This is a genomic window from Methylobacterium hispanicum (assembly GCF_022179285.1).
GTDB classification, from domain to species: domain Bacteria; phylum Pseudomonadota; class Alphaproteobacteria; order Rhizobiales; family Beijerinckiaceae; genus Methylobacterium; species Methylobacterium hispanicum.
Genome location: NZ_BPQO01000049.1, coordinates 1 through 14,646, shown reverse-complemented (window position 1 = coordinate 14,646; position 14,646 = coordinate 1). Strand labels below are relative to the sequence as shown.

The following is a 14,646-nucleotide window of genomic DNA, read 5'->3' as shown; positions in this document are numbered from 1 at the left end:
GAGGCGCTTCGTGCTGGGGCTGGGTCTTCTCGTCCCGTTTGCCAAACTTGCTTCATCTTCCGGTGCGTTGCTTTCGCGAACGATCCGTCCAATGGCCCGTTTATGCCCGGACCGAGGCCAGCCCTCGACCTGGGCGGAGAACCCCATGCCCGTAGGTGCCACGACCGAGTTCCCGACGGCCCAGACGCCACTCCCCGCCGATGCCGGGCATGGCTCGAAGACCGGGTTCTGGGCGTTGGCCCTGGGTTCGGTCGGCGTCGTCTACGGCGACATCGGAACCAGCCCGCTCTACGCGCTGAAGGAGTCCCTCCACGCCGCCACCGGCGGCGGGCACGCGCCCACCCGCGAGATGGTGTTCGGCGTGGTCTCGCTGATCCTCTGGGCGCTGATCCTGATCGTAACGCTCAAGTACGTGCTCATCGTCATGCGCGCCGACAACGAGGGCGAGGGCGGCACGCCCTCCCTCGTCGCGCTGGCGCAACGCGCGCTGGGGCATTCGGGCGGCTTCGTCATCGCGTTCGGCATGGTCGGCATCGCCCTGTTCTACGGCGACGCCATCATCACCCCGGCCATGTCGGTGCTCTCGGCGGTCGAGGGACTGAAGCTCGTCACCCCAGCCTTCGGGCCGTACGTCCTGCCCATCAGCCTCGCCATCCTGATCGGCCTCTTCGTGCTCCAGAGCCGCGGCACGGCGCGGGTGGCGACCCTCTTCGGCCCGGTGACCGCCTTCTGGTTCACCGTCATGGCGCTGGGCGGGCTGAGCCACATCGCGGACGATCCGAGCATCCTCGGGGCGATCAATCCCGTCCACGGCATCGGCTTCATCCTGGGGCACGGTACCGCTGGGCTGCTGGCGCTCGGCGCCGTGTTCCTGGCCGTGACCGGCGCCGAGGCGCTCTACGCCGACATGGGCCATTTCGGCCGCGGGCCGATCCGCGCGGCTTGGTTCGGCCTCGTGCTGCCGGCGCTCGCCCTGAACTACCTGGGACAGGGCGCCATGCTGCTGGCCCATCCCGAGCGAGCCGAGAACCCGTTCTTCCTGCTCTACCCCTCCTGGGCCCTGCTGCCGATGGTGCTGCTCGCCACCGTGGCCACCGTGATCGCCAGCCAGGCCGTCATCACCGGCACCTTCTCGATCACCCAGCAGGCGATGCAGCTCGGCCTGCTGCCGCGCATGCGGGTGCTGCGCACCTCCATGACCGAGAAGGGCCAGATCTACATCCCGCGGGTGAACTGGTGGCTGCTCGTCGCCGTCGTGTTCGTGGTGGTGCTGTTCAAGTCGTCGAGCGCGCTGGCGGCGGCCTACGGCATCGCGGTGACGGGCGACATGGTCATCACCGCCTGCCTGCTTTTCGTCGTTGCTTGGAAGGTCTGGCGCTGGACGACGGCCCTGGCCGCCCTCGTCATCGCGCCCTTCCTGCTCATCGAGCTGGTGTTCCTCTCGGCCAACGCCCTGAAGCTCCTGCACGGGGGCTGGGTGCCGCTGACCATCGGGGCCGCCCTTGTTACGGCAATGTGGACCTGGCGGCGCGGCTCGGCCCTCATCGCCGAGGAGATACACCGGCGGCGCGTGCCGCTCTCGGACTTCACGCGGATGGCCGAGACCGGCTCGGTCCTGCGCGCGCCGGGCACCGCCGTCTTCCTGACCGGCTCGCCCGGCGACACGCCGGGCGCCCTGCTGCACAACGTCAAGCACAACCACGTGCTGCACGCCCGCAACTTCATCCTGCACGTGATCACCGAGGACCTGCCGCGGGTGCCGGAGGCGGACCGCGTCAGCGTGAAGCCGCTCTCGGACGTCTTCACCTGCGTGACGGTCCGCTTCGGGTTCATGGAATTGCCCGACCTCCCCCGCGCCTTGGCCGCCGCCGGGTTCGATGTGGGCGGCCTGACCTACTTCCTCACTCGCCGGGTCCTGGTGGCCTCGCCGGAGACGGGCATGCCCGTCTGGCAGGACCGGCTCTACATCGCGATGGCGCGGGCCGCGACGGACGCCTCGCGCTACTTCCGCATCCCGGTCGACCGAGCCGTCGAGATCGGTGCCAGGATCGACATCTGATTTAGGCCCTCGGCGTCGGCACGTTCGTGGCGGTGCCGCTCCAGTTCGAGGTCCGCTGGCGGGTAAGCGGTGCACGGGTTGGATGTGAAGTTTAGACCCTTGCAACCATGCCCTCGAATGCAAGCGAGGCCGCACCCTGGTGGGCGCGGACCCATATCACCCAAGATTATATCAAGGCAGAACTTTGAGCTCGAAAGCAGATTTTTGAGACGGTGCGGAGATGCGCTGTTCGCTCGCGCTGCCACCATCGGCGAAACGTCCGCTTCGCAACTTGATGCAGACCTGCGATGGTATGATGTCGAAGGTCCGGAAGGGGGCATTTTGAGCTACCTCCAGAGCCGCGCTGAACGTTCGCTTGTTTCTACCCAAGCTCCAAAGCAGATGAGCCGCAATCGGCCAGACCCTGGCGTTCGATCCCAACCGGGTGGCCAGCAAGCAGACGTTCCGATGGTCTGTGAAGGCGCGCGAGTAAGCGCCCGTGTGGTCAAGCCAATTGAGTTTTGACCACAGCTCGCGCCACTTAGGGGCTGCCGGATGCGACCCACATGAACGACCAACAGGACCGGGGAGGGCAGATCGACATGACGAGGGAAGGCACACCGCAGTCCCGTATGGCGCTAGCGGCTACGGTGGCGGTGGGGATCCTGCTGGCAGGCCTCGGCACACTCGGCTGGCGCTGGCACTACTATGTTACCGCCGGAGATACGCCTTACGACGAAGTTGGGATTGGGATGAACTCCCGGTTGCCTGAGCCACTGCGGGCTTGGGGCTGCACACGGATCAGAGAGCGGTTCCCTCGCGCCGTGCCGCCCTACGGATGCCAATCCGGGCAAAATTAGACGCCGACCGACGTATGGATGGGTACTGCCGCCGCTCCCGCATGACGGCTTTTGAAGCTAAACGACGCCCCGCGGATCAAGGTCGTTCGGCGCGGTTGAATCTGTAGCTTCCGAAGGGCCTGTTGTCTCGTCGTGCGTATCGACGACGGTACAATCGGCTGGTACAATCGAAGCTCGAAGCCAAGCGAGCGGCCGTTGATTTGATTGAGCTTTTTGGCCTTGGGGGCCAGTCCCCCCCTCTCCGCCAGTCATCCTCATCCACTCCGATGATTTCGCCTTAGTCGACTGGCTTTTTGCGGCTGCCGACGTAAAGGACGAAAGCTTGAGCGCGAGGGTTCCAAACCTCTCCCGTCAGGCTAGGCGCCGGGCCGCGGAACAGCGCACCCTCGTTCTCGATCAACACCCAACCGGAGGACAGCCCGTCCGGGGCGCAGAGTCGGAGGGCCTCCTTTGGTGCCAGCGTGCCTGAATCCAGTCCGGCGCGCTCCGTGGCGTCTCCCCGCGCAGCGAGCAGGTGCTCGATACGCTGGAGCGTTGCGATCGGGTTCTTCCAGCCTGCCGGCTGATCGGCACGCACGATGTGGGCGAGGCGGTGACGCTGGCCGACCGCGTCGTCGTAATGCGCCCCAGGCCCGGCCGCCTCGATGAAGCCGCCGCCGTCAACCTTGCCCGCACGCGCGATCCCGCGGGGGCCGGCTACGAGGGTGCGGTGCGATCTCGCCTCCCACGGCCCTGCCAACTGGCGGTAGGCACGCGCCCGAGATCTGTGCGGCTGGCGCCACCGTGGTCCTGCTGGCGCAGTTCGAGGCCAGAACCGGTTTCCAGGCGATCAGCCGCCACCGCTCCACGTGGTTCATAGCCCTGCCCCCGTTCATCGCAACGATGCTGTGCGAACGGGAGGCGCTGCGCGGGATGCGGCTGCGGCCTGTCTCTCCGGATCAAGCGGGAGGCCGGCGACAAGCCGACAGTAACATCCGCGGCCCCGTCAGCGGAGACGCGGCGGAAACCGCGTCGCCGCCGTCCCCGGTGGACGCCCCGTAGGGCGAGGAGAGAGCGGCGTGGAGATGGCGACGACCGGACAGGACGTCCCGGAGGTGCAGGCCGCGGCCGCGCCGCGCCGGCATGAGCGGTTCGATCGCCTCCTGGTCGCCGCGACGGCATGCCCTCCCCTGAAGACCGCAGTGGTCCACCCGTGCGACGAGGCCGCGCTCGAAGCGGCCCTGGAGGCGGCCCGGCTCGGCCTGATCGATCCGGTGCTTGTCGGGCCGCGCGCCCGGATCGAGGCCGCCGCGAAGGCCCTCGGGGCCGACATCGGGACGCAGCGCCTCGTCGATGCTCCCCATAGTCACGCGGCCGCCGCCCAGGCGGTCGCGCTGGCGCAGGCGGGCGAGGTCGAGGCGCTGATGAAGGGCAGCCTGCATACCGACGAGCTGATGGCCGAGGTGGTCCGGCGGGAGGGCGGCCTGCGCACGGACCGCCGGCTCAGCCACTGCTTCGTCATGGACGTGCCGAACCACGCGGCACCGCTCATCGTCACCGACGCCGCCATCAACATCGCGCCGACGCTGGAAGAGAAGCGCGACATCGTCCAGAACGCCGTCGATCTCGCCCGCGCCCTCGGGATCGCGCCGGTGCGGGTCGCGATCGTCTCGGCGATGGAGACGGTGACCCCGAAGGTGCCCTCCACGCTCGACGCCGCAGCCCTGTGCAAGATGGCCGACCGGGGCCAGATCACGGGCGCGCTCGTCGACGGGCCGCTCGCCCTCGACAACGCGATCGATCTGGGCGCCGCCCGGATGAAGAGGATCGCGTCGCCGGTGGCCGGTCGCGCCGACGTGCTCGTGGTGCCCGACCTCGAGGCCGGCAACATGCTGGCGAAGAGCCTGACCTTCCTGGCGGACGCCGACGCGGCCGGCATCGTGCTGGGCGCGCGCGTGCCGATCATCCTGACGAGCCGTGCCGACTCGCGCCCGACGCGTCTTGCCTCCTGCGCGATCGCAACCCTGTTCGCCGCGGCCCGGCGCGAAGCGCGGGCTCGACCGGAGGTCTAGGCGATGATCCCGGCCCTCCTCGTCCTCAACGCGGGCTCGTCGAGCCTGAAGTTCCAGGTCTTCGAGGACAGGGACGAGGGCGGCGTCGGCCATCCCCGGCCGATCTTCCGCGGACTGGTCGAGCGCCTCGGCGAGGCCCCGCATCTCGTGATCCGAGACCCAGCGGGGGCGGTCCTCGCCGAGAAGGGCCCGCCGGCCATGGGCGGGCCGTTCGGGCACGAGGAGGCGTTGCTCCACGTGGCGGGATGGCTGCACGACCATGAGGACGGCTACCGGCTCGCCGCGGTCGGGCACCGCGTGGTGCACGGGGGCCTCGCCCACGCGGCTCCCGTGCGGGTGGACGACGCGGTGCTCGACGCGCTGGAGCGGCTGGTGCCGCTGGCGCCGCTGCACCAGCCGCACAACCTCGAACCCATCCGCATCATGCGGCGGCAATGGCCCGGCCTGCCGCAGGTCGCCTGCTTCGATACCGCCTTCCACCGCGACCAGCCGGAGATCGCCCAGCTCTTCGCCGTGCCGCGGTCGATGGCTGAGCGGGGCGTGCGCCGCTACGGCTTTCACGGCCTGTCCTACGCCTACGTCGCCTCGGTCCTCGGCGACTACGCGCCCGACCTCGCCGGGGGACGGGTGGTCGTCGCCCATCTCGGCAACGGCGCGAGCCTGTGCGCCCTGCGCGCGGGCAGGAGCGTGGCGACCACGATGGGCTTCTCGACCCTGGACGGCCTGCCCATGGGCACGCGCTGCGGCAGCCTCGATGCGGGCGTGGTCTTCTACATGCTACGGGAGATGGGGCTCGATGCCGACGTCGCCGAGCGCGTGCTCTACACCCGCTCCGGTCTGCTCGGCGTCTCGGGCCTGTCCGGCGACATGCGCACCCTGCGCGCCCGCGCGGCCTCGGATCGCGGCGCCCGCACGGCGATCGACCTGTTCGTCTACCGCATCGGGCGCGAGATCGGCTCGCTGGTCGCCGCGCTGGGCGGCGTGGACACCCTCGTGTTCACCGGCGGCATCGGCGAGAACGACGCCGCAACCCGCGCCGAGATCCTGAGCGGGGCCGCCTGGGCCGGCTTCGCGCTCGACGCGGCGGCAAATGCCCGGGGCGGTCCGCGCGTGACGCGCGGCCCCGGCCCGAGCGCCTGGGTCATCCCCACCAACGAGGAAGCGATCATCGCCCGCGGCACGCAGGCGGTGCTCGCCGCGGTGCGCCAGCCGGCGCCGTGAGGATGGAGGTTCACGATGGAGACGCTGACCACCAAACCCGAGGCCTTCGAACTCGGCGACGCGCCCTTCATGTCGGCGGCCGACCTCGCCGGCTACGCGGCGAGCATCAAGAAGGCGCGGGCCATGAAGGAGTTCGAGGGCCAGGACCGGGCCGCCAAGGCCCAGGCCGAGCTGATCCAGCGGTTGGCGGAGCCGGTCGCGGTCACGCCCGAGAAGATCCAGGAGATCACCCGGACGCTCCTGCACAGGCTGCGCCTCGCCGCCGAGCAGGGCAGAAAGGAGCTACAGGTGATGCGCTTCCCCAACGCGCTCTGCACGGATGGCGGTCGGGCCATCAACAACGTCGAGCCGGACTGGCCCGGGACCCTGACGGGCCGGCCGCGCCAGGCCTTCGAATTCTGGCGCGACCGCCTGCAGCCGAACGGCTACGGCCTGCGCGCGATGATCGTCGACTGGCCGCAGGGCATGCCGGGGGACGTCGGCTTCTTCCTCACCTGGGAGGCGGCGCAGCCCTGAAGAGGCCGGCGCAGCCCTGAGGAGGCGGCGCAGAGCCGAGCGAGCGGCCTGGCCGCGCACCCCATGGAAGGCGTGGGGCGGGGCGCCGGCGTGCGCCCGCGCCGCCGCCAGGGTCGTGCCGAACGACAACCCGATGGGTCCAGTGAAGGCGGCGCTGGAATGCGCGGTGCGCCGTCTCGCCGGGGCCGCGCAGGACGCGCGCGGCCTCAGGACTGCGGGATCTCGACATCCCGCTCGGCGAGGCAGTCGAGCGCTCGCCCATCGGCGAACGCATCGACATCGCCGATGTCGGCCTCACGGCGGCGTTCCCCACCACGCCCTTCGCGGCGCGGCTGACCGGGGGCACCGTCCACGTCGATGGCGGCCGCGGCATCATGGCCCGACGGCCGAAGCGAAGGGAGGCGGCACCATGGCTCTGCTGTACGTCGAACTGGTTTCGCCTGAGCGGCGTGTCTTTGCCGGCGAGGTCCGCTCCGTGCTCCTTCCGGGCGTCGAGGGGGATATGACCGTGCTGCCGGGCCACGCCCCCGCGGTGACCGCGCTGCACGCCGGCGTCGTCTTCGCCACCGACGCCGCCGGAACCGGGTGCCGCGCCTTCATCCGGGGGGGCTTCGCCGAGGTGGGCCCGACGCGGGTGACGATCCTCGCCGAACGCGTCCGGCCGATCGAGGAGCTGACGCGCGACCAGATCGACGAGGAGATCTTCCATCTCCAGCTCGAGCGCGACGGCACCGCGAACCCGGAGATACGGGCCGAGCGCGACGTCTCGATCGCCCGGCTGCAGGCCTTCAAGGCCAGCCTGAGCCTGTGAGGTGCCGCTCAGCAGCGCTCGGGCACGAAGCGGCGGTCGCGCAGCGTGTCGTCGTAGGCCTCGGCCTTGCAGCGCTTGGGCAGCCTCGCCCGCTCGACCGACAGCGCCTTGTAGGGGATCAGGTGGAGCAGGTGCGCGATGCAGTTGAGGCGCGCGCGCCGCTTGTCGTCGGAGCGCACGACGTACCAGGGCGCCTCGTCGGTGTCGGTCGCGGCCAGCATCGCGTCGCGGGCGCGGGAATAGGCGTACCAGCGCCGGTAGGATTCGAGATCCATCGGGCTGAGCTTCCACTGGCGCAGCGGATCGTCGATGCGGGCCTCGAAGCGGCGCTTCTGCTCGGGCCGTCCGACCTCGAGCCAGAACTTGATCAGCTGGATGCCGCCGTCGATGATGTAGTGCTCGATCTGCGGGCAGAGTTCGAGGAAGCGACGCCGCTCCTTGTCGCTGCAGAAGCCCATCACGGCCTCGACGCCGGCGCGGTTGTACCAGCTGCGGTCGAAGATCACGATCTCGCCGCCGGCCGGAAAATGGGCGATGTAGCGCTGCATGAAGAGCTCGGACTTCTGCCGGTCGGAGGGGGCCGGCAGCGCCACCACGCGGAAGACGCGGGGGCTCACGCGCTCGGTGATCGCCCGGATCGTGCCCCCCTTGCCGGCCGCGTCGCGGCCCTCGAAGACCACGATGACCCGCGCGCCCGTCGCCTGCACCCAGCCCTGCAGGTGGCAGAGCTGCACCTGCAGCTTGCGCAGCGCGCGCTCGTAGGCCCTGCGCTTGAGCCGGGCGGGGCCCTCGGAGGCCGCCTCGGTCTCGGCCGGCTCTCCGGCGAGGACCGCGTCGTCGAGATCGTGCATCGGCGTCCTCCCACGTTGTCCGGGCCGGCGGCCCGGCTCACTCGGCCGGCTGGTGGCCCGGCGTGCCGGCGGGCTTGTCCGGCGCCCGCGCCCGCGCGGCTCCGGCACCGCCGAGGAGCCGCCAGGCCCGCTCGCGCAGGCCCTGGAACACGACGTAGAGCGGCGGGATCACGAAGATCCCGATGAAGGAGGCGGCGATCATGCCGCCGAAGACCGGGGTGCCGACGTTGCGCCGGGCGAGCTGCGAGGCGCCGGTGGCGACGACCAGCGGCAGCAGGCCGAGGATGAAGGCGAAGGAGGTCATCATCACGGGCCGGAAGCGCAGCCGCGCGCCTTCGGTGGCCGCCTCCCGCAGGGGCACGCCCCGCTCCCGCTGCTCCTTGGCGAACTCGACGATCAGGATGCCGTTCTTGGCGGCCAGTCCGATCAGCACGACCATGCCGATCTGGGCGTAGAGATCGAGGGTGAGCCCGCCCCAGACCATGGCCGCGTAGGCGCCGACGATGCCCACCGTGACCGAGAGCAGCACCGGCACGGGGATCGTCCAGCTCTCGTAGAGGCCGACGAGGAACAGGAAGGCGAACAGGACCGCGAAGGCCAGGATGATCGCGGTCTTGCCCTCGGCCCGCTTCTCCTGGAACGCGGTGTCGGTCCATTCCCCGCCGAAGCCCGCGGGCAGGGTCCGGGCCGCGACAGCCTCCATGACGGCGAGCGCCTGGCCCGAGGAGACGCCCGGGGCGGGGGCGCCCTGCAGGGTCACGGCGCGGAGGTTGTTGTAGCGGATGAGCGCGGGCGGGCCGACCACGATGCGCACCTCCGCGAGGCTGCGCAGGGGCACCATCGCACCGTCGCGGTTGCGCACGTTGATGCGGAAGATGTCGTCGATCTGCGCCCGGTCGGCGGCCTCGGCCTGGACCTGCACCTGCCAGGTGCGGCCGAACAGGTTGAGGTCGTTGACGTAGTAGCCGCCGAGCGAGGCCTGCAGCGCCTGGAACACAGCGTCGAGCGACACGCCGAGGATCTGGACCTTGTTGCGGTCGATGTCGAGGAAGACCGAGGGGTTCGTGGCCGAGAAGGTGCTGAACACCCGCTCCAGCCGCGGCTCCTGGTTGGCCGCCACGATCAGCCCGCGCAGGACCTGGGCGAGGTCCTTCGGATCGCCGCCGCGCAGGTCCTCCAGCACGTAGGCGAAGCCGCCGCCGGTGCCGAGGCCGATGATCGGCGGCGGCGCGAGCGGCACCACCGTGCCTCCGGGGATCTCGCGGAAGCGCTGGCCGAGACGCGCGATCAGCGCCCCCGCCCCGTCGCCCGCGCCCTTGCGCTCCTCGAACGGCTTCAGGGTCACGACCATGAAGGCCGCGTTGCCCTGCGAGTAGTTGTCGATGAAGTTGAGCCCGACCACCGAGGTGGTGTCGGCCACCGCGTGCTCCTCGCGCAGGATCGCCTCGGCCCTCGCCGTGACCTCGGCGGTGCGCCCGACCGAGGCGCCCTCGGGCAGCTGGACCACGACGAAGAAGGCGCCCTGGTCGTCCTCCGGCAGGAAGCCGGTCGGGGTGATCCGGGCGAGCTGGACGGTGCCGTAGGCGGCGGCCCCCGCGAGCACGAGGCCGAGCACCGAGAGGCGCACGATGCGGGCGACGGCCGCGCCGTAGCCGTCGCGCACCGCGTCGATGGCGCGCATCACCCATCCCATGAGGCCGCGGCGCGGGCCGTGATGGGGCCGCAGCAGCACGCCGCAGAGCGCGGGCGAGAGGGTGAGCGCGTTGACGGCCGAGAGCAGCATCGACACCGCCACCGCGACCGCGAATTGCCGGAACAGCTCGCCCGAGATGCCCGGCACGAAGGCCACCGGCACGAAGACCGAGAGCAGCACCAGCGTGATCGCGATGATCGGCGCGGTGATCTCCGCCATGGCGCGCTTCGTCGCCTCGCGCGGCGACAGCTCCGGATGCTCCTCCATCACGCGCTCGACGTTCTCGACGACCACGATCGCGTCATCGACCACGATGCCGATCGCCAGCACCATCGCGAGCAGCGAGACGGAGTTGGCCGAGTAGCCCACCGCCTTCAGGGCGATGAAGGTGCCGACCAGGCTCACCGGCACGGCGAGCGTCGGGATCAGGGTCGCCCGCAGGCTGCCGAGGAAGAGGAACACCACGACCACGACGAGCACGAAGGCCTCGACGAGCGTCTTCCGCACCTCGTGCACGGTCTCGGTGATGAAGGCGGTGGGATCGTAGGTCACCGTCCATTCGAGGCCCTCGGGGAAGGCCTTGGCGAGTTCGCCGACCCGGCGCCTGACCTCGCTCAGCGTGGCGATCGCGTTGGCGCCCGGCGATTGGTAGATCGCGATCACGGTGGCCGGGCTGCCGTTGAGCCGGGTCTCGCGGTCGAGGCTTGCCGCGCCGAGATCGACGCGCGCGACGTCGCCGAGGCGGAGCAGCGAGCCGTCGGGATGGGTGCGCAGCACGATGTTGCGGAACTGCTCGGCGGAGGCGAGGCGCCCCTGCGTCTGGATGTTGAGCTGGAGCTGCTGGTCGTCCGAGATCGGGCGCGCGCCGATGCGCCCGACGGGCGCCTGCACGTTCTGCGCCCTGATGGCGCCGATGACGTCGCCCGTGGTCAGGTTGAGACCCGTGAGCTGGTCCGTGCGCACCCAGGCGCGCATGGCGTAGTCCTGCGGCCCCCATAGGGTGGCGTCGCCCACGCCCGGCGTGCTCCGGATCCGGTCGAGCAGGTTGATCGTCACGTAGTTCGAGATGAAGAGCGGGTCCTGCATCGCCTTGGGCGAGTAGACTGCCAGCACGCCGAGCAGAGCCGAGGACTTCTTCTTGACGGTGACGCCCTGCTTGCGCACGTCCTCGGGCAGCTTCGCCAGCGCGATCTGGACCCGGTTGTTGACGTTGACGGCGTTGATGTCGGGATCTGTGCCGAGTTCGAAGGATCCGGTGAGCGTGTAGCTGCCGTCGTTGCCGCTGACGCTCTTCATGTAGATCATCTTGTCGACGCCGACGACCTGCGACTCGATCGGCTGCGCCACGGTCGATTCCACGACGCCGGCGGCCGCGCCCGGATAGGTGGTGGTCACGGAGACCTGGGGCGGCACGATGTCGGGATACTGCGCCACCGGGATGGTGAGGAGCGCCAGCGCCCCGGCGATCGCGGTGACGATCGCGATCACCACGGCAAGGCGCGGCCGATCGACGAAGATGGCGGAGAGCATCGGGTCAGGTCCTGCCGACCGCGGGCCCGGCGGGCGTCGCCCGCACGGGGAGGCCCGGCCGCACGCGCTGGAGCCCGTCGACGATGACGAGTTCGCCGCCCGAGAGACCCTCGTCGATCACGATGTCGGGGCCGCTCCCGCCCGAGCCCGGCGTCACGCGCCGCGTCACCGCCCGGCCGTCCTCGACGACGAAGACGTAGACGCCGCCCTGGTCGGCGACCAGCGCGGCCTGGGGCACCACGACCCGCTCCTCCGGCTTCCCGGTCTGGAGGGCGACCTGCACGAGCTGGCCGTCGCGCAGGTCCCCCGCCGGGTTCGGCAGGCTGGCCCGCACCAGCACCGTGTCGGTGATGCGATCGACGCTGATGTTGACGAAGTTGATCCGCCCGACCTCCCCGTAGACCGAGCCGTCGGAGAAGCGGATCCGCACGGCGATCCGGCCGCGGTCGGGGCGCTCGCCGCCCTGCTGCACGCGCAGGAACTCGCGCTGGCTGACCGGAAAGGCGACGTAGATCGGGTCCTGGCTGACGATGGTGGTCAGGACGCCGCTGTCGGGCCCCACCACGTTGCCCTTGGTCACGCTCGTGCGCCCGATCCGCCCGCCGATCGGCGCGGCGATCCGGGTGTAGCCGAGGTTGATCTGGGCGGTGCGCAGGTTCGCCTCGTCGCCCATCACCGCGCCCTTGGCCTGATCGAAGGCGGCGCGCGCCTGGTCCCTGGCCACGGCGGTGCCGGCATTGCGATCGAGCAGGTCCTGTGCGCGCTGCAGCTGGATCGCCGCCAGGGTCTGGGCCGCCTGCCCGCGCTCCAGCGCGCCCTTGGCCTGGGTCACGGCGGCCTCGAACAGGTCGGGCTCGATCCGGTAGAGCGGTGCCCCCTCCTTGACCGGATCGCCCTCCTTGAACAGCACGGCCTCGAGGAAGCCGGTGACGCGGGCGCGCACCTCGACGCGGCTGACCGCCTCCACCCGTCCGACGAAGTCGAGGGACTTGTCGATCGCGGTCCGCCGGGCGGCCACCGTGCCGACGGGCAGCGCGGCGCCCGGGTCGGTCTGGGAGACCGCTGCCGACGGCGGCGCCGCGGCGAGGACGAGGCAGAGGAGCAGCCGAGCCGCGCGGATCATGATCGCCTCAGCCCGTTCGTGAGACCAAGTCAGCCCTCGATTGTTGCAGGTCGGGCTTTTCCGGCTTGATCGGAGGAGACACGGGCCGGCCCGCGGGATCGCCCCCGTCCGACCGTCGGTGACGGTCGCGCTGGTGAGCCGCTCCGAAGTCCGCCCCGACGGCAGTTCCCGACGCGGGGGCTCCGTCGGGGCGATCGATCCGGGGGCGGATACGGGCGTCGGCAGGGCGATCGGCCGGCGCCGCGCCCCGGAGGGCGGTCGCTACGCGCTCGAGCGCCACACCCGCACCCTGACCGGGTCGCGGCGACGCAGCCGGCGCCTGTTCTTCGCCTACGGCCCGCGGAAGAGCCCGCCCGGGATCGACCGCGAGATGATCGTCGTGGGCGACGACGTCCTCACCCCGGCCGGCCGCTAGGGAGAAGCGGCCTGTCGGCGCAGGCCGAGACGTTCGGCGATGACGATGCCGCCGAGGACGAGGGCGAGCGCGACCGCCGTGTCCGGACGGAACGGCTCTCCCACCAGGACGACGGCTAGCACGGCCCCGAAGACCGGGATCAGGTTCACGAACATGCCTGCCCGGTTGGGGCCGATCAGCCCGACGCCGCGCAGGAAGGTCAGCTGCGAGACCAGCGAGGGGCCGAGCCCGACATAGGCGACGATCACCCAGCCCGCGCCGGTCGGCCAGACCAGATCGCCGTTCGCCCACTCGACCGCCACGAGCGGCAGGGACGTCAGGAACGCCGCAAGGGCCATGGCGGCGAAGAAGGTGAGGCCCGAGACAGCCGGCCGTCGGCGCAGGGCCACGGTGTAGCCGGCGTAGAACAGGCAGGCCGCGAGCATGAGGAGGTCGCCCCGGTTGAAGGCCAAGCTCCGCAGGACGCCCGGATCCCCGTGCGTGGCCGCCACCACGACCCCGACGAGCGTGACCAGCACGCCCACGGCCTGCATCGGCCCGACGGGCGTGCGGTAGGCCAGGAAGCTGCAGACGAGGACCATGACCGGGATCGCGCCCTGGATCAGCGCGAGATTGGTGGTGCTGGTGTAGGTGCCCGCGACGTAGAACAGCCCGTTGAAGGCCGTGTAGCCGCAGCCGCCCATGAGCAGGACGTAGCGCCAGTTCGGCAGGAGGCGGCGCCACTCGCGCGAGAGCGGCCGGGCCGCGAGCGGCACCAGCGTGACGCAGGCGACCAGCCAGCGCAGGCTCGTGAGGGCGAGCGGCGATACCTGGCCGACCGCCCACTTGCCTGCCACGGCGTTGCCGGCCCAGATCATGGCCGTGAAGGTGAGCAAGCCGTAGGCGACCGCGACGGATCGCGAGGCGGCCTGAGAAGCGGGCGGGCTGGATTGCGCGGGAGCCATGACGGCCCCTAGCACGCCTTCCGGTTGTTTGGTGGCGCCCCCGCGACGGGCGGGTCCGCACGCTGCGCGCGAGAGGCTGCCCCGGCTGCGCGGCGACCGTGGGATCTCCGGGGTCTCATAACCCACGGCGCTGTGTGCGAAGGCAAGGTCTTCGGGGCCCGCCCGCGCCGCGACAAACCCGCTCCACGCACTGCCGGGACCGGACGGCGCGTGACGGCGCGGTGCCGGCGAGGGCGCTGCGCCTCAACAACCTGTGGGGAACGCGTGCCCTCTCCTCCGCATCCCCAGGGATGGGCCGGGCGCTTAACCCCACGTTGTATCATTTGCCCAATCTTGAGGCACCGAGCGAGACCGCTCGCTCGGATCGGCGTCAGCCGGTCATGTCCCGACCGAACGGGGATGGAGAGGATGCGCAGGGCCGTCCCGGGTCACAGGGCCTCGTTGCGCGGCGACCGCCGGGGAAGCGTGGCCGTCCTCTTCGCCCTCGGCGGCACGGTCCTGGTTGGGCTTGTGGGCGGTGGGATCGACTACGCCCGGGTCTCGGCGCGCCGCAGCCAGCTCCAGGCGGCCGTCGATGCGGGCGTTCTGGCCGG

The 14,646-nt window shown here is 70.9% G+C and carries 10 protein-coding genes and 2 pseudogenes; 8 read left to right on the top strand and 4 right to left on the bottom strand.

What is annotated here, in order from left to right:
* The first annotated feature begins 145 nt into the window (after positions 1-145).
* From MFF56_RS30560 to atpC, 6 genes and pseudogenes are all read left to right on the top strand, one after another.
* On the top strand, positions 146-2,059 hold the full coding sequence (locus MFF56_RS30560) for a potassium transporter Kup (protein ID WP_066926818.1): 1,914 nt from the start codon (positions 146-148) through the stop codon (positions 2,057-2,059).
* A gap of 1,843 nt (positions 2,060-3,902) precedes the next feature.
* Positions 3,903-4,949, top strand: a pseudogene (locus MFF56_RS30545) (phosphate acetyltransferase); the annotation flags it as partial.
* Between the two features lie 3 nt (positions 4,950-4,952).
* On the top strand, positions 4,953-6,170 hold the full coding sequence (locus tag MFF56_RS30540) for an acetate/propionate family kinase (RefSeq protein ID WP_238232085.1): 1,218 nt from the start codon (positions 4,953-4,955) through the stop codon (positions 6,168-6,170).
* A 15-nt stretch (positions 6,171-6,185) separates the two neighbouring features.
* The gene (locus MFF56_RS30535) at positions 6,186-6,686 is read left to right on the top strand and encodes a hypothetical protein (protein ID WP_066926804.1); all 501 of its coding nucleotides are present in this window, start codon (positions 6,186-6,188) and stop codon (positions 6,684-6,686) included.
* Positions 6,687-6,789: 103 nt separating this feature from the next.
* Positions 6,790-7,066 (top strand): annotated as a pseudogene (locus MFF56_RS30530) (SDR family oxidoreductase); the annotation flags it as partial.
* 29 nt (positions 7,067-7,095) lie between these two features.
* Complete coding sequence (gene atpC / locus MFF56_RS30525) at positions 7,096-7,497, top strand: ATP synthase F1 subunit epsilon (RefSeq protein WP_066926802.1); 402 nt, start codon at positions 7,096-7,098, stop codon at positions 7,495-7,497.
* Between the two features lie 8 nt (positions 7,498-7,505).
* Here atpC and ppk2 read toward each other — a convergent pair whose 3' ends face one another.
* The 3 genes from ppk2 to MFF56_RS30510 are packed head-to-tail and all read right to left on the bottom strand — an operon-like array spanning position 7,506 to position 12,694.
* A complete protein-coding gene (gene ppk2 / locus MFF56_RS30520) occupies positions 7,506-8,348 on the bottom strand; it encodes a polyphosphate kinase 2 (RefSeq protein WP_066926800.1) in 843 nt (280 codons plus the stop codon).
* A gap of 37 nt (positions 8,349-8,385) precedes the next feature.
* The gene (locus MFF56_RS30515; RefSeq protein ID WP_238232083.1) at positions 8,386-11,571 is read right to left on the bottom strand and encodes an efflux RND transporter permease subunit; all 3,186 of its coding nucleotides are present in this window, start codon (positions 11,569-11,571) and stop codon (positions 8,386-8,388) included.
* Positions 11,572-11,575: 4 nt separating this feature from the next.
* Complete coding sequence (locus tag MFF56_RS30510) at positions 11,576-12,694, bottom strand: efflux RND transporter periplasmic adaptor subunit (protein ID WP_066923886.1); 1,119 nt, start codon at positions 12,692-12,694, stop codon at positions 11,576-11,578.
* A 133-nt stretch (positions 12,695-12,827) separates the two neighbouring features.
* Between MFF56_RS30510 and MFF56_RS30505 the strand changes: the two genes are divergently transcribed.
* Entirely contained in the window at positions 12,828-13,109 is a 282-nt protein-coding gene (locus MFF56_RS30505) for a hypothetical protein (RefSeq protein WP_156453817.1), read from the top strand.
* Here MFF56_RS30505 and MFF56_RS30500 read toward each other — a convergent pair.
* Complete coding sequence (locus MFF56_RS30500) at positions 13,106-14,053, bottom strand: DMT family transporter (RefSeq protein ID WP_066923881.1); 948 nt, start codon at positions 14,051-14,053, stop codon at positions 13,106-13,108. The two genes, MFF56_RS30505 and MFF56_RS30500, sit on opposite strands and share 4 nt — an antisense overlap.
* A 399-nt stretch (positions 14,054-14,452) precedes the next feature.
* Between MFF56_RS30500 and MFF56_RS30495 the strand changes: the two genes are divergently transcribed.
* Positions 14,453-14,646, top strand: a 194-nt coding sequence (locus tag MFF56_RS30495; protein ID WP_308445294.1) for a TadE/TadG family type IV pilus assembly protein, incomplete at its 3' end; no start/stop codon positions are given.